Below are 15,555 nucleotides of genomic sequence, written 5' to 3' on the forward strand. Positions count from 1 at the left end.
TTAGTCCATAATTAAAAAAAACAGAGTACGGAATAATTATGAACTGGGATTTGTTGAGTATTTTTATCACGGTCGGCTTGGCGCATTTTCTTGCACTATTGAGTCCTGGACCGGATTTTGTATTGATCGTAAAGAGTGCGATTAAGAACGACAGTAAAGACGCAATAGGGGTTGCGCTCGGTATCACCTTTGCTAATGCAGTGTACATCGGTCTATGTCTAATTGGTGTTGGCTCAATTTTAGCCGCCTCTGCACCTATTATGATTACGCTAAAAATCATTGGTGGGTTGTTTTTAATGTACCTTGGGATACAGGCGTTACGCGCACGAAAAGATGCGTATGACCAGTTTCAGGTAGCCCAATCAGCCCATTCAAATATACCTAAGACAACTTTTTTAAAAGAATTTACTGCAGGGTTTTTGTCTGGAATATTTAATCCTAAAAATCTACTCTTTTATCTCAGTTTATTCACTGTAGTGTTGACACCAGAAATAAGTTTTGTGTTCAAATTGGGCTTAGGTATTTGGATGACTGTTGTGGTATTTGCATGGGACACTGCCGTCATATTTATATTGTCGACTCGCAAAGTACGCGCTAAATTCGCCCAAGTCGCTTATTATATTGATAAAATTACAGGGGCATTGCTTGGCGTCATTGGTTTAACTATCGTCAGAACAACAATTGTAGATCGGTAATTTTAACCAAAAGTGATTAGTATATTGATATTGAACGTTATTTGTTTTTTCATAACTACTTTCAAGAAAAACAACCATGTCCCTAAAATCCAGCTTCAAAGGTTTCCTAGGCGAGACCGTTATCAATGTCGCCATGTGGTTAAAACTTGAAAAAGATGTCTATCACCGATTAAACGGTATTACCTTGCCACGAGCTAATGGTGGCAGTACCCAAATCGATCATATCATCGTTTCTGTATACGGCATCTTTGTGATTGAAACCAAAAATTATAAAGGCTGGATATATGGTAGCGAGAAGCAAAAGCAGTGGACGCAAGCTTTTCCAAATGGAAGTAAGTTTAAATTTCAGAACGCATTGCGCCAAAACTACTTGCACATTAAGACGCTCGCAGATTTATTAGGCTTGGAGCTGAGCTACTTCCATTCGATGATTGCTTTCATCGGTGAGTGCGAATTAAAAACCCGCGATGAGTTGCCCGAGCATGTATTGACGAGTGGTATGGTCTCGTATGTAAAGAAAAAGCAAGATAAGATACTCACTGAAGATGAGGTTGCATCTATCGTTGAGCAGATTAATAGCAATAGATTTAGTAAGTCTTGGCGTACCAATAGAGAGCATAAAGCCTATCTAAAAGCCAAGCATAGCAATCCAAGCCAGAATACGAATAAGCAGCCTAGCGGTAACGCTAATGATAAACCAATTGCTAACACGGCTAACAAGCCTACACCAGAGCCGATAGTAAAAGAAACCACTAAACGAGCCGCGCTGAAAAGCAGAGAAGTGCTGCAATGGTCTGGTCAAACTGAAATTGAATCTAGCGATTTACCAATTGATAGTTTTAGTACTCAGCAGACAAATACACCATATGATATGGCTAATAAAGTGTTTCTTACACCGTTTGAGGTTGTAGAGTCTGAGCTATTGCGCAATGACCTTAAAACTAATGAGCGTGAGACGACCAAGTCTAGTGCAACCAATCATACAGTTGTTCCAGAGCAAGTACCTACCTGTCCAAAATGTCATGGAGAAATGGTTGAACGTGTTGCAAAAAAAGGCCTGAATCAAGGTCAGGCCTTTTTTGGTTGTAGCAAATTTCCTAAATGTTGGGGCGTGGTAAATATTGATTAGTCGTTAATGGTCTTACCCATATATTTCTTCCAATCGTAAACAAGCCACCAATCGACCATCCCATTCACGCAGTTGTGGCTCTATCTCGCTACATTGCTGTTTGGCATATGGGCAGCGTTTGTGCAGGGCGCAGCCACTTGGTGGATTGAGTGGGCTTGGTAACTCCCCTTGTAGGGTCAAATCATTCTTATGACCATTTACAGTGGGCGCGGCAGCCAATAGGGCGATGGTATATGGATGTTTTGGCGCATTATAAATCGCTTCTTTCGGGCCGTGTTCGATAGCCTGACCTAAATACATGACCATCACATCATCAGCGACGTGGCGTACGACAGATAAGTTGTGCGAGATAAAGACGTAAGCAGTACGATACTCGTCCTGCAAGTCCATAAATAGGTTCAATACTTGCGCTTGGATTGATACATCGAGTGCGGAGGTAGGCTCATCAGCGACGACAATCTTAGGATTGAGCATCATAGCGCGGGCGAGGGCAATACGTTGGCGCTGACCACCGGAAAACATATGCGGATAGCGGCCAGCATGTTCGGGGCGCAGACCCACATTTCGCATCATCTCATTGATTTTGTCACGCTTGTCGTCTTTAGACAGTTTGGTATGGATATCCAGTGGTTCAGTCAATTGATAGCCAATGGTATGGCGCGGATTTAAGCTACCATAAGGGTTTTGGAAGACCATTTGAATTTCGGTACGCAGATCTTTTAGCGCTTTTCTGCTATAGCCAGTGGTGGCTTCATCGTTGATAAATAACTCACCATCAGTAGGCTCTTCGATGAGTGTGAGCTGGCGGGCAAGGGTAGATTTACCGCAGCCTGATTCACCGACGACGGCCAGTGTCTTGCCAGCCTCAAGCTCAAACGACACACCATTTAAAGCCTTAACATATGCTTTTGCTTTACCCAAACCTTGAGATACAGGGTAATGCTTGTGTAGATTGTCTGCTTTTAGGACCACTTTATTACTCATACTTGTGACTCCAATGTAGCAGCGTGAGAGGTGGATAGGTGAGAAGGAGCGCTCGGTAATTCTGGATGAATACAGCGCACTTTGCCATTAGGAGTATCCAATATGGGCGGTGGCACTTCACAGGCAGGCTCTTTGTACGGGCAGCGAGGAGACAACAAGCAACCACTCGGGCGATCGTATTGGCTGGGTACGACACCGGGCAAGCTATTCAGACGGTCTTGACCGATAGCCAGCTCTGGGATGGCTTGTAGCAACGCCTCAGTATAAGGGTGAGCAGGCTTTTGAAAAATCTCCGGCACGGTACTGGTTTCGACCACTTGTCCGGCATACATGACCGCGACATCACGCGAGTTTTGCGCGACCAAACCCAAGTCGTGGGTAATCAGTATCATCGCCATTTGTTTTTCGCGTTGCAATCGGCTTAGCAAGTCCATGATTTGCGCTTGCACGGTGACATCGAGTGCGGTGGTTGGCTCATCTGCGATCAGTAGTTTGGGCTCACAAGCAATTGCCATCGCAATCATAACTCGCTGACTCATGCCGCCTGAGAGTTGATGTGGATAAACCTTGAGGCGGTTTTTGGCATCGGGAATCTCGACCAACTCTAACAGCTCTAAGATACGCGCCTGTACGGCTGAGCCACGTAAGCCTAGATGCTTGCGTAAGACTTCACCCAGTTGCATCTCAACCGTAAAGCTTGGATTTAAGCAAGACATGGCATTTTGAAAGATCATTGAGATCTCTTTGCCAATGATGCCGCGTTTTTCTTTTGCTGACATACTGAGCATGTCTTTATCATCGAACATAACGCGCTTGGAACGGACAGTTGCAGAGGGTGGTAGTAGCCCCATCAGTGCCATCATAGTGACCGACTTACCCGAGCCAGATTCACCCACGACTGCGATGACTTCGCCTTGTGTAATCTTTAACGACACATCATCGACTGCACGAAAAGCGCGCACACCTTGCCCGAAAGTAACCGAAAGATTTTCAATATCTAACAACAATGGTGATTCTTTTTTTGATGCGTCATTCATAGAAGTGTGAGTGGTAGGCGTTTTAATTAATGGTTCAGTCATCTTAGGTCACCTGCTTTAATTTGGGATCTAGCGCATCGCGTAGGCCATCACCAGTCAAGTTAATTGACAATGCGGCTAAGAAAATAGCGACACCGGGCCAGATAGCGAGCCAAACATTACTTTGAATATATTGACGCGCCGTACCAAGCATTGCCCCCCATTCAGCATCGGGTGGCTGTACACCAAAGCCTAAGAAACCAATTGCACCTGCTTCTAAAATAGCAGAAGAGAAAATCATCGTTGCTTGTACGATAAGCGGTGCCATACAGTTGGGCAAAATGGTGATAAACAATAAACGCAACACGCCAGCACCCATCACTTGCGAAGCGATAAAATACTCACGCTGTAGCTCTACCATCGCGGTAGCACGAGTCAAACGAATAAAAGGTGGCGTACAGACCAAGGCGATGGTAATAATCGTATTGGTCATAGAAGGACCTAGGATGGCGGCGATAATGATCGCCAATAGTAAGCTCGGATAAGACATCAAAATATCATTGACCAGCATGACCGCTTTGCCCCAAACCTTGGGCCAAAATGCAGCACTAAGTCCTAATGAAACACCGACTAACATGGCAAGAGTCGTCGCGCTCAGACCGATAAATAGAGAATAACGCGCGCCATACATCACCCGAGACAAGGTGTCTCGTCCAGCATCATCCGTGCCTAGCCAAAACATGGTATTGCCGCCATCTAGAAAGGCAGGCGGCAACTGCTCTTGACCAGTAAATAATTCGTAAGGGTCATGGGGCGCAATGGCAGGCGCAAGGATGGCAATAATGACCATCAATGCCAGTACAATAAAACCAAGCACCGCGCCTTTATTTCGGCAGAATGTCGATAAAAATAGCTGCCAAGATGACGGCGGTGTGGCGGCCATAAGGTTGACATCAGAGGGAAGAACAGAAGGCTTCATGAGCAGTTCCTATAGTGGCTAGCGCGTTACAAGTATGTAGAGTTCCATTTCTAGCAAGCATTTAAAATGTGCTAAAACTCACTCAAGACCATACAAACACCAATAACCACTATTTATAATATGAGTATTTATCAATGTTAAATTAAGAAGTATGTCGAATACGCGGATTGATCAGACCATACAAAATATCAATAAATAAACTAACCAAAATCAGGGCGGTGGCGACCAATAAAATACCGTTTTGCACAATAGGATAATCACGAGTGAAAAACCCATCTAGCAGCCAATTACCAACACCTGGCCAACTAAAAATAGTCTCAGTGATAATAGCCCCCGCGAGCAAGGTCGCCATTTGTAAACCAATCACCGTCACCACAGTTATCAGGGCATTGCGCATGACGTGTACCAATATCACGCGGCGCGGCGATAGGCCTTTGGCGCGCGCTGTACGCACGTAGTCCTCATCTAACACCTCTAGCATCGCCGAGCGTGTCATCCGTGCAATCATTGCGAGTGGTATAGTCGATAAGGCAATAGACGGTAGGATAAAGTGTTTCACCACATCCCAAAATGCGCCAGGTTCGCCTGATGTTAAAGAGCCAAGTAGCCATGATCCATATAAAGGTTTGACGTCTAAAAACTGCGCGACAGATATGACACCGGCGACGGGCAACAGGCCGAGATAATGGGCGAATATACCAGTCAGGATAGGCCCCAATAAATAGATGGGCATAGAGTAGCCAGCCAGCGCCCCTGACATTAGAGTGTAGTCAATCCATGTACCACGTCGTAGCGCGGCAAAGATACCTAAGCTCACACCGACAACACTGGCAATGACAATGGCACACAAAGCCAGCTCTAAGGTTGGTACAAAATGCGCAAAGAAATCTTGTAATACGGGAGTACGAGTACGAAAGGATTGACCAAAATCACCGGTCAATATTCCGGTTAAGTAATCCCAATATTGGACAATGAGGGGTTTGTCTAAGCCAAGTCTTTCTAACGCTCGAGCATGTAGCTCTGGATCGACCATACGCTCACCCATCATAATCTCGACAGCATCTCCAGGGACGAGCCGAATTAGGGTAAATGTCGATAGCGTTAAGCCAAGATAGACAGGAATTAGAATGGCAATGCGACGCAAAATATAAAGTAGCATGGGCTGCTCAATTCAATAGTTGTGGTTCAATCGTTTGAGATCGATGAGTAGAATGTTGGCAGAGATGAGAGAGTCGGTGACAAAATGCTTAAAAAATGCTTAATAAGTGCTTAACTCATATAAATATGGCTGGAGCAGAGTGTCTGACCCAGCCGAATATAAATTAAACAATCATACATGCATGCATGTCTTACCGGACGTCATCAGCTCAGGTTATTCAACCTTTACACCATCGAAGCGTATTGAGCCAAGCGGACTAATTTTATAATCGACTACGTTTGGTGCGGTGAATACCGTGACCACCGAATGCGCCATTGTCGTCCAAGGCAGCTGCTCTTTGAATATCTGCTGAGCTTGTACATAGTCGTTGACGCGCTCATCTTGATTGGTAATCTGACGGGCGTTAGTCACCAAAGTGTCAAAGTCTTTATTACACCAGCGTGAGTAGTTATTGCCACCGACAGCATCGCAAGATAGTAACGTACCAAGCCAGTTATCAGGATCCCCATTGTCACCAGTCCAGCCCGCTAGAATGACATCAGGCTCACCTTTAGCAGCGCGGTTTAGATACTCGCCCCATTCATAAGTCACAAGCTTGGTATCGACACCAATTTTTGCCCAATCTGCTTGTAGCATTTCAGCCATGAGTTTGGCGTTAGGATTATATGGGCGTTGAACGGGCATATACCATAGATTAATGGCAAGTTTGTCCGCGCCTGCTTCTTTTATAAGGGACTTGGCTTTTTCCACATCGTAAGGCGCATCTTTGATAGATTTGTCGTAACCCCATTGTGTGGGCGGCATAGGATTGGTGGCTTTTAATCCTTCGCTTTGATAAACCGCATTTATAATAGCGTCTTTATTAATTGCCATGTCTAATGCTTGGCGAACTTTAAGGTCGCTAAGCTTCGGTTTTTCAACGTTATAGCCGACATAACCGACGTTAAAGCCGGGTTGATCGAGAACGGTGGCCTTACCAGATTTTTTGACAGAGTCAATTTCGGCAGGTTTTGGATAAGCGGACACATGACATTCACCTGCTTGCACTTTTTGCGCACGCACTGCTGAATCTTTGGTGATGACAAAGACTAGATTATCGATATGAATATCGTCTTTGTTCCAGTAGTCTGGATTTTTGGTATAACGAATTTGCGCGTCTTTTTGATAAGAAGTAAAGACGAAAGGTCCTGTACCAACGGGTTTGGTGTTGATATCAGCAGCATTACCAGAAGCCATTAACTTTTCTGCATACTCAGCAGAATCGATATAAGCGAATGGCATCGCTAGGTTCTGTAAAAATGGCGCATTGGTTTCGCTGAGTGTAATTTTGACGGTATTGTCATCAACTTTTTCGATATTGGAGATAATATCAGGTAGCCCCATACCGACCGAATAAGGGAACTCAGCAGGATAGGCTTTATTAAATTCAAACTCTGGATTGGTGATACGCTCTAGAGTAAAGACAATGTCATCTGCGTTGAAATCACGGGTTGGGGTAAAGTAATCGGTCTTACCATATTTAACCCCTTTACGTAGGTTAAAGGTATAAGTCTTGCCGTCTTCACTAATATCCCAGCTTTCGGCTAAGGCTGGCTGAATCTCAGTACCATCTCTTTTGAACTCTACTAAGCCGTTGTAGATGGGAAAGGCGCTCGCATCAAAATCCGTACCTGCAGTGTACTGTGCTGGATCGAATCCAGCCGGACTACCTTCTGAGCAATAAAGTAAGGTTTTGGCTGCTTTAGCATCTGAGCTGGCAGCAGATTCATCGGTGGTTTTGTTGTCGCCGCTACAGGCACTGATGCCTAGAATAACTGTCGCCAACATCGTCAGTTTGAAGAGTAATTTTTGCATTATTACATCCTATGTAATGATAAATAGTCGCCAATATATTTATAAGATCGTTTTTGACCCATAAATATAATGAGCGTGCTTTTAATTCCCTTTAAAGCAATTGTTTATATCGTGTTTCTAATATGCAAAATAAAAAATATTTCAGGTTATATTAACCATTATTCAGATTTGCAAAAAATACCGATATAAATAAGTGGTTTAAATATACTCTGTTCAACAGTGGTAATGCAAGACATCCGTAAGCTAATTTGATAGAAAACGTTCTGTTTTACTATCTTTATTGCTGAATTCGTTAGAGTCTCTCCTTATTTTAGAAATGCTGGTAAAATAACCACGAAAAAATATGGGTTGAACTTTGATACAATCTGCTTATTTTCATTTTATTGAATATAAAGTTTTAGTAAATAAGTTTCTTAAATAAAAATACTAATTATAAGACGCATATCTTCCTATGTTTTATGGCGTGATATCATTCGATATGACCGTGATTTGCTTTGATAAGATCTGCGAGTTTTTCAGCAATCATAATCGTTGGCGCATTGGTGTTACCGCTGATGAGAGTCGGCATGATTGAGGCATCGATGACCCTTAATCCATTTACACCGCGTACTTTTAATTGCAAATCAACCACGGATTGGTCATCTGAACCCATACGGCAAGTGCCGACAGGATGATAAATGGTATCTGACTTGTTGCGGATATAGCCGAGCATACCGTCTTTTTCGATATAGGGGGCAGGGTAGTCTTCAGTAATATATTTGGCGATGGGTGATTCTTGCATGATGGCGCGCGTACGCTCCGCGCCTGCAATCATATATTCCACATCTTTTGGGTGTGAGAGGTAGTTTGGATCAATCAATACCGCGTCTGAGGGGTCGGCGGAGTCCAGTCTGACCGTACCGCGGCTTTCAGGGCGTAGGTAGCAACTGTGACAAGAGACCGCAAAGCCACGTCTGAGATCACGACCATGCTCAATCACGCGGGATATGACAAAGTGCAGTTGGGTATTTGGCCACTCTTTTGGATCATCACCGACACTAAAGAAAGCGCCCGCTTCAGCATAGTTGGTAGACAAGAGGCCTGTACCATCCTTTCTCCACTGCCGAATACTTTTGGTCAATGTCGAAATCGTCGCCATACCAATACCGATGACGTCAGTGGTATTGACCTCGTAATCAAAAACGACGTCCAAATGATCTTGTAGATTACCACCAACATCGGGCGCATCTACCACGACGTCGATGCCATGCGATTGTAGATGCTCAGCAGGTCCAATACCTGACAACATCAGGACTTTGGGTGAGCCAAAAGTGCCCCCAGATAATATCACTTCATGACGCGCCATAACCGCATGCTCGACGCCATCTTTTTCATAAGCGACACCAACGGCTTGTTTGTCTTCAAAAATGACGCGGTTGGCTTGGGCGTGGGTGATGACGGTCAGATTTGATCGGTTTTGTACTGGATGTAGATAAGCGGCCGCCGCAGAGCAGCGTTGACCTTGTTTTTCGCCATGAAAATGGGTGACTTGATATAGCCCTGTACCGTCTTGCTTTTCGCCATTAAAATCTTGATTATGATCTAAACCATTAGTGATGGCGGCTTCTACGAATGCTTTGGAGATATCACGCGGACTTAGTAAGTCACTTACATGCAGCGGTCCGCTATCACCATGCAGCTTATCACCTCCATGAATATTATTTTCTGCTTTGATAAAGTAGGGCAGTACATCATCAAATCCCCAGCCTTCGCAGCCTTGTTCCACCCAACGTTCATAATCGAGCGCACTACCACGCGTATAAATCATGGCATCTAAGCATTGACCACGTGGTTGGAAGCCACGGCGGTCATTCAGGTGCGTCTGCGGCGTGGTGTGAAAGCACCAATTATTCAGTTTCAGCGGCTTGCCTGGCACCATCAAAATCAGTCCAGCAGGGACACGGACAGCAAGGTCTTTGCCTTCACCGCCATATTCTAATAAGCAGACACTAATGTCTGGGTTTTCTGTTAATCGGCTAGCAAGTACGCAGCCAGCTGAACCACCACCCACGATGACGTAATCAAATTTTTTATCAAATTCCATTTTACATTCCTTCTAGCATCCATGCTGAGTAAAACGTGCTCGTTAAAACGCGTTTATTGAAATAGGGTACGCATTACAGTATCTATTATTTTGCTGGAATAATAAAATAAAAATGACTAAGGGGTACTTATCAATCAATATATGGCATGGCAAAACAATACTAGGACGTGAAACCGCTGGTATAGGCTATTTAAACTTATATAGCACATATCTCTGAACGTACGATAAAGCGCTTACCTTCAGGTATCTCAAGCGAAAAACTGGCTCCGCGTCCATCGACCACATCTATCGTTAGATCGGTATGTTGCCAGAGCTTATACTGAGCTTTACCCATATAAAATGGACAGCCAACCAGCTCGCCGATGAGTACGTCTTGTCCGCCTACTTTAAATTCGCCCAATGGATAACACATGGGTGAACTGCCATCGCAGCAGCCGCCTGATTGATGAAACATCAGCTCGCCGTGCTTAGATTTTAGTAAGTCGATTAATGCTTTGCAGGACTCTGTCGCTGTGACGTTCATAATGATTTCCTTATCGTTAGACCCGAACGGATGTCTTTCATAATCATACTGAGTAGAAAATAAAGGGTCGCATCATATTCACTCACATCATTTATCATATGTGGTTGAAAACGATACGACCCTTTACTGATGATTACTCTAGCCAGTCATTGAGACGGTGTTACGAATTTCAAAATATCATAAATCATATGGCTAGATAATGGTTGCTACAGACTATAGTCAATGACAATGCGACCTTCGATTTTGCCATCACGCATACGATCAAAGATATCATTGATATTTTCTAGTGGCTCAGCGGCAACGGTGGCTTTTACTTTGCCTGCTGCTGCCATGTCTAGCGACTCTTGCAAATCGAGACGCGTACCAACGATTGAGCCACGAATGGTAATACCGTTTAAAACAGTATCAAAAATAGATACTGGGAATTCGCCCGTTGGTAGACCATTACAGACCAAAGTACCACCGCGTCGTAACATGCCCAACGCTTGATCAAAGGCTTTTGAAGATACTGCTGTCACGAGCGCACCGTGAGCACCGCCGATTTCTTTTTGTAGATATTCAGCAGGGTCAGTATTTTTCGCATTGACAGTGACTTTGGCGCCCAGTTTTTTAGCGAATGCCAGTTTTTCGTCATCAATATCCACAGCAGCAACATTCAATCCCATCGCAATGGCATACTGAACTGCCATATGCCCCAAACCGCCGATACCTGAAATGACGACCCAATCGCCTGGCTTGGTGTCGGTCATTTTAAGACCTTTGTAAACCGTGACACCTGCACATAATACTGGTGCAATTTCAATAGAGTCAACGCTTTCAGGAATGATACCGACATAGTTGGCATCTGCTAGTACATATTCTGCAAAGCTGCCGTTTACAGAGTAACCAGAGTTTTGTTGGCTTTCGCATAAAGTTTCCCAACCACCTAAGCAATGGGTACAGTGTCCACAAGCAGAGTAGAGCCAAGGGATACCGACTCGGTCGCCTTCTTTGACGTGAGTGACACCTTCGCCAACGGCGGTGATAAGACCTACGCCTTCGTGGCCTGGGATAAACGGTGGGCTAGGTTTAACTGGCCAATCGCCCTCAATGGCATGCAAATCGGTATGACAGACACCTGATGCCTGCATTTTTACGACGATTTGACCAGCACCTGCGGTTGGAATATCTACTTCTTCAATTTCTAAGGGTTGTCCGAATTCATGCAGCACGGCCGCTTTCATTTTATTACTCACGTTGTAACTCCTTGTCATCGTTCTTTACATTAAGATGCTCGGCGAGCATCGAGGTCGCACTTTACGGTTTTGCCATAAAGTGCTTTGAAAAACAGAATTAAAAGAAGCCCATCGCTTTAGGACTATAAGAAACCAGCATATTTTTGGTCTGCTGATAATGGTCTAGCATCATTAAATGGTTTTCGCGGCCGATACCAGATTGCTTATAACCGCCAAACGCCGAATGCGCAGGATAAAGGTGATAGCAATTCGTCCAAACGCGACCAGCTTTAATGCCACGACCGAAACGATAAGCACGAGTACCATTACGCGTCCAGACGCCAGCACCAAGACCATATAAAGTATCATTGGCCAGCGCCATCGCTTCTTCATCGTCTTTAAAAGTGGTGACAGCGAGTACGGGGCCAAAGATTTCTTCTTGGAACACACGCATATCATTCGTGCCTTCAAAGATGGTTGGCTGCACATAATAGCCGTTTGCCATGTCGCCATCATGTTTGGCGAGTTCACCGCCGACAAGAACTTTTGCACCTTCTTTTTTACCGATATCGAGATAAGACAGGATTTTTTCTAGCTGATCTGAACTGGCTTGCGCACCAATCATGGTATCGGTATCAAGCGGGTTGCCCATTTTAATGGCTTTAACGCGAGCGATACAGCGTTTCATAAATTCATCATAGATACTTTCATGCACGAGGGCGCGTGATGGGCAAGTGCAAACTTCGCCTTGGTTCAGTGCAAACATCACCAAACCTTCAACTGCTTTGTCTAAGAAGTCGTCGTCTTCATCCATGATATCGGCAAAGAAGATATTTGGGCTTTTGCCGCCCAGCTCTAGCGTGACCGGAATGATATTTTCACTGGCGTATTGCATAATTAAGCGACCAGTGGTGGTTTCACCCGTAAAGGACACTTTATCGATACGCGGGTTGGAAGCGATTGGTTTACCGGCTTCTACGCCAAAACCGTTAATGACGTTTAGTACGCCTTTCGGTAAAATATCCGCCGCGCCTATGATGTCAAGCATGTATAAAACAGAAGCTGGAGTTTGCTCGGCAGGCTTGAGGACGATACAGTTACCCGCAGCAAGGGCTGGGGCAATTTTCCAAATCGCCATTAGAATAGGGAAGTTCCAAGGAATGATTTGACCAACGACACCAAGCGGCTCATGAAAATGATAAGCGACGGTATCTTCATCAATTTGACTAATGCCGCCTTCTTGTGCGCGGATAACGCCCGCAAAATAACGCAAATGGTCGATGGCGATTGGGATATCAGCGGCAAGGGTTTCGCGAACTGGTTTACCGTTTTCATAGCTTTCAGCGATAGCGATTGCCTCTAAGTTGGCTTCGATACCATCGGCAAGTTTGAGCAACATATTAGAGCGTTCAGTGACACTGGTTTTGCCCCATGCGTCTTTTGCTGCATGAGCCGCATCTAGCGCAGCTTCAACATCGGCAGCTTTAGAGCGTGCAATTTGACAGAAGGTTTTACCATCGATTGGACTTGAGTTGTCAAAGTATTCACCATCGATTGGCGCGACCCACTCACCATTGATGAAGTTGTCATATTTTTTGCGGAATTGAACAGGACTATTTTCAGTATTGGGATAGGCGTATAACATTAACGACTCCTTGTTGTGTATTATGGCTATTTAAGAACAAACGACTTAAGCATAAATATTTGGCCATCCTGACCAAGCTATGACCCTATCGTACTGAGCTTTAGCGATGAGCGATAATGACTTTTTATAATGATATATTTCGTATCGTATAACTTTAAGTTATGTGGCTTATCAGGGTTAAAGTCGTCCGCGAAACGGATGTAGCTGCTATAATTGTTAGCAGCTTTTTCTCTTATTATTTGCTCTTAAGCTGTTTGTCTTATTACTATTAACTTAATTGGTTTAGATATATGCGTCAATCTTCTGCTCTTGATATCTTAAAAACGGGTCAAAATGTCTTTTTGACTGGCTCAGCAGGTTCAGGTAAGACTTATACTCTCAATCAATATATCGACTATCTGCGTGCGCGCCGTGTGCCTGTCGCCGTCACTGCGAGTACTGGTATTGCTGCCACACACATGAATGGCACAACGATTCATAGCTGGTCCGGCATCGGTATCAAAGATGAGTTGAGCGACCGCGATTTGACTACGTTATCACGCAAGCAGTTTTTGGCAGACCGACTAAAAGACACCGCGGTATTGGTCATTGATGAGATATCGATGTTGCATGCTAAGCAGCTCAATTTGGTCAGCCAAGTACTCAAGCATGTTCGCAAAAATGACAAAGCCTTTGGTGGTATTCAAGTAGTCGTCGCAGGAGACTTTTTTCAGCTGCCGCCGATTGGTAGTAAGGGTGAAACCAACCGTGAAAAATTTGCCTTTATGTCTGAAGCGTGGCTTGATGCCAAGTTCCATATTTGCTATCTGTCTGAGCAACACAGGCAGGTTAGTGAAGCGGCAAATGGCGGGCTTGATTTGGACGATATTCTCAACCAAATTCGTCGTCAGGAAGTCACTTTTGAATCAATTGCCGCGCTGGAGGCGACTTTTGATCAAAATGTCGATATCAAACGTACACGTCTTTATACCCATAATCTCAACGTTAATAGCATCAATGATAAAGAGCTTGCCGCGTTAGAGGGCGAGATGATGCGCTTTACCGCAACGTCTACGGGCGACAGTAAATTGGTTGAGACCCTTAAAAAAACGGTACGTACCCAAGATGATTTGGTACTAAAAGTCGGTGCCAAGGTGATGTTTATCAAAAACAATACTGAACTTGGTGTGTCCAACGGTACGATGGGTGAATTAATTGGTTTTGCCGCTGTTAAAATCGATGATAGCAAAGACAGCAGTGATGATTTAATCGAAGATGATGATGAAAATACTGAAAGTGAGACGAATAAGACTGTAAAAGGCAAAGGTAAAAAAGCCATAAAAGAGAAACCCAAAGCCAAAAAGCCAACGACGCAAAAAATGCCCGTGGTTCGGCTCAATTCAGGGCGTGAAGTCATCGCTGAGCCGGAAGAATGGATTATCGAAGATGAGACAGGAGATGTGCTGGCAAGCTATGAGCAAGTACCGCTTTGTCTAGCATGGGCGATTACCATTCATAAGTCACAAGGCATGACCCTCGATGCTGCTGAAATAGACTTATCGCGCACCTTTGAGCTAGGGCAAGGCTATGTGGCATTGTCACGGTTAAAGTCGCTGGCAGGTTTGCAGCTGCTCGGTATGAACGACATGAGTTTGCAGCTTGATCCGCTAGCACGCGGCGCGGACAAACGGTTTTTGGTACTGTCAGAAGAAGCCGATGCCAATTATGCGATGCTTGATGAAGAGAGCATGACTCAGGCACATGAGAAGTTTATTTTAAAATCGGGCGGTACGCTGAGTAAATCAGTGATTGATGCTTACTCCACTTTGCAAAAAAAGCGCCGCGAGCAACAACAAGCGCAAATAGACAAAAAACAGAAACTGGGCAATCAAGTTTCTGACAAATCAGACAGTACCTTGCTTGCGACGCGATTATTATTAGAGGAAAGCTTGTCGATTGCAGAAATCTCGCAAGCCCGTCAGCTTTCACAATCAACGATTATGCGTCATATTGCTGACCTAAAATCACAAGATCCAAGCCTTGCTTGTGATCATTTGCGGCCAGAGGATGAGGTGATGACGGCGGTTGGTAATGCCTACGTCGCGATTAAAGTCACCAATAATCCAAATGATTTCAATGATGATGGCAGTATTAAATTGCGTCCAATATTCGATCATCTTAAGCAAAGTATTGATTACAATGCCATTCGTTTGGCACTGATTTTTATAACGCCTTAATGCCCAATGGTGTCTTGATACTGAGTATGACAATTCAGGGTTAAAGCATTCACCAAAG

General features: G+C 44.4%; 12 protein-coding genes. 3 read left to right on the plus strand and 9 right to left on the minus strand.

Features of this window, described 5'->3' with window-relative positions; translation table 11 throughout:
* The first annotated feature begins 38 nt into the window (after window positions 1-38).
* Window positions 39-695: a LysE family translocator gene (locus tag ACP7AE_RS04165; RefSeq protein WP_426241537.1), complete on the plus strand. Its 657-nt coding sequence runs from the start codon at window positions 39-41 to the stop codon at window positions 693-695.
* 76 nt (window positions 696-771) lie between these two features.
* Complete coding sequence (locus ACP7AE_RS04170; protein ID WP_426241539.1) at window positions 772-1,824, plus strand: NERD domain-containing protein; 1,053 nt, start codon at window positions 772-774, stop codon at window positions 1,822-1,824.
* Window positions 1,825-1,836: 12 nt separating this feature from the next.
* On the opposite strand, the gene ACP7AE_RS04175 is transcribed toward ACP7AE_RS04170, so the two are convergent.
* From ACP7AE_RS04175 to exaC, 9 genes are all read right to left on the minus strand, one after another.
* On the minus strand, window positions 1,837-2,808 hold the full coding sequence (locus ACP7AE_RS04175; RefSeq protein WP_426241541.1) for a peptide ABC transporter ATP-binding protein: 972 nt from the start codon (window positions 2,806-2,808) through the stop codon (window positions 1,837-1,839).
* A complete protein-coding gene (locus ACP7AE_RS04180) occupies window positions 2,805-3,887 on the minus strand; it encodes an ABC transporter ATP-binding protein (RefSeq protein ID WP_426241543.1) in 1,083 nt (360 codons plus the stop codon). The genes ACP7AE_RS04175 and ACP7AE_RS04180 overlap by 4 nt, the downstream gene beginning before the upstream one ends.
* Window position 3,888: 1 nt before the next feature.
* Complete coding sequence (locus tag ACP7AE_RS04185) at window positions 3,889-4,803, minus strand: ABC transporter permease (protein ID WP_087814459.1); 915 nt, start codon at window positions 4,801-4,803, stop codon at window positions 3,889-3,891.
* A gap of 142 nt (window positions 4,804-4,945) precedes the next feature.
* Window positions 4,946-5,962, minus strand: a complete 1,017-nt coding sequence (locus tag ACP7AE_RS04190; RefSeq protein ID WP_045453107.1) for an ABC transporter permease — start codon at window positions 5,960-5,962, stop codon at window positions 4,946-4,948.
* 213 nt (window positions 5,963-6,175) lie between these two features.
* Window positions 6,176-7,816 (minus strand): ABC transporter substrate-binding protein, encoded by a 1,641-nt coding sequence (locus tag ACP7AE_RS04195; protein ID WP_426241546.1) that lies wholly within the window; start codon window positions 7,814-7,816, stop codon window positions 6,176-6,178.
* Between the two features lie 469 nt (window positions 7,817-8,285).
* The gene (locus ACP7AE_RS04200; protein WP_426241548.1) at window positions 8,286-9,899 is read right to left on the minus strand and encodes a GMC family oxidoreductase; all 1,614 of its coding nucleotides are present in this window, start codon (window positions 9,897-9,899) and stop codon (window positions 8,286-8,288) included.
* Between the two features lie 196 nt (window positions 9,900-10,095).
* Window positions 10,096-10,422, minus strand: coding sequence for a DUF779 domain-containing protein (locus tag ACP7AE_RS04205; RefSeq protein WP_045444568.1), 327 nt, complete (start codon window positions 10,420-10,422; stop codon window positions 10,096-10,098).
* Window positions 10,423-10,628: 206 nt separating this feature from the next.
* The gene (adhP, locus tag ACP7AE_RS04210; protein WP_426241550.1) at window positions 10,629-11,657 is read right to left on the minus strand and encodes an alcohol dehydrogenase AdhP; all 1,029 of its coding nucleotides are present in this window, start codon (window positions 11,655-11,657) and stop codon (window positions 10,629-10,631) included.
* Window positions 11,658-11,754: 97 nt separating this feature from the next.
* Complete coding sequence (exaC, locus tag ACP7AE_RS04215) at window positions 11,755-13,281, minus strand: acetaldehyde dehydrogenase ExaC (protein WP_238035328.1); 1,527 nt, start codon at window positions 13,279-13,281, stop codon at window positions 11,755-11,757.
* Window positions 13,282-13,571: 290 nt separating this feature from the next.
* Here exaC and ACP7AE_RS04220 point away from each other — a divergent pair, with 290 nt between their 5' ends.
* Window positions 13,572-15,497: an AAA family ATPase gene (locus tag ACP7AE_RS04220; protein ID WP_426241552.1), complete on the plus strand. Its 1,926-nt coding sequence runs from the start codon at window positions 13,572-13,574 to the stop codon at window positions 15,495-15,497.
* Window positions 15,498-15,555 lie beyond the last annotated feature (58 nt).

It is taken from the genome of Psychrobacter sp. TWP2-1-2 (assembly GCF_049896785.1).
Classification (GTDB): domain Bacteria; phylum Pseudomonadota; class Gammaproteobacteria; order Pseudomonadales; family Moraxellaceae; genus Psychrobacter.

Excerpts from the sequence above, each read along its gene's own strand:
- ACP7AE_RS04165 (WP_426241537.1), top strand. The coding sequence starts at position 39 with ATGAACTGGGATTTGTTGAGTATTTTTATCACGGTCGGCTTGGCGCAT.
- ACP7AE_RS04170 (WP_426241539.1), top strand. The coding sequence starts at position 772 with ATGTCCCTAAAATCCAGCTTCAAAGGTTTCCTAGGCGAGACCGTTATC.
- ACP7AE_RS04175 (WP_426241541.1), bottom strand. The coding sequence starts at position 2,808 with ATGAGTAATAAAGTGGTCCTAAAAGCAGACAATCTACACAAGCATTAC.
- ACP7AE_RS04180 (WP_426241543.1), bottom strand. The coding sequence starts at position 3,887 with ATGACTGAACCATTAATTAAAACGCCTACCACTCACACTTCTATGAAT.
- ACP7AE_RS04185 (WP_087814459.1), bottom strand. The coding sequence starts at position 4,803 with ATGAAGCCTTCTGTTCTTCCCTCTGATGTCAACCTTATGGCCGCCACA.
- ACP7AE_RS04190 (WP_045453107.1), bottom strand. The coding sequence starts at position 5,962 with ATGCTACTTTATATTTTGCGTCGCATTGCCATTCTAATTCCTGTCTAT.
- ACP7AE_RS04195 (WP_426241546.1), bottom strand. The coding sequence starts at position 7,816 with ATGCAAAAATTACTCTTCAAACTGACGATGTTGGCGACAGTTATTCTA.
- ACP7AE_RS04200 (WP_426241548.1), bottom strand. The coding sequence starts at position 9,899 with ATGGAATTTGATAAAAAATTTGATTACGTCATCGTGGGTGGTGGTTCA.
- ACP7AE_RS04205 (WP_045444568.1), bottom strand. The coding sequence starts at position 10,422 with ATGAACGTCACAGCGACAGAGTCCTGCAAAGCATTAATCGACTTACTA.
- exaC (WP_238035328.1), bottom strand. The coding sequence starts at position 13,281 with ATGTTATACGCCTATCCCAATACTGAAAATAGTCCTGTTCAATTCCGC.
- ACP7AE_RS04220 (WP_426241552.1), top strand. The coding sequence starts at position 13,572 with ATGCGTCAATCTTCTGCTCTTGATATCTTAAAAACGGGTCAAAATGTC.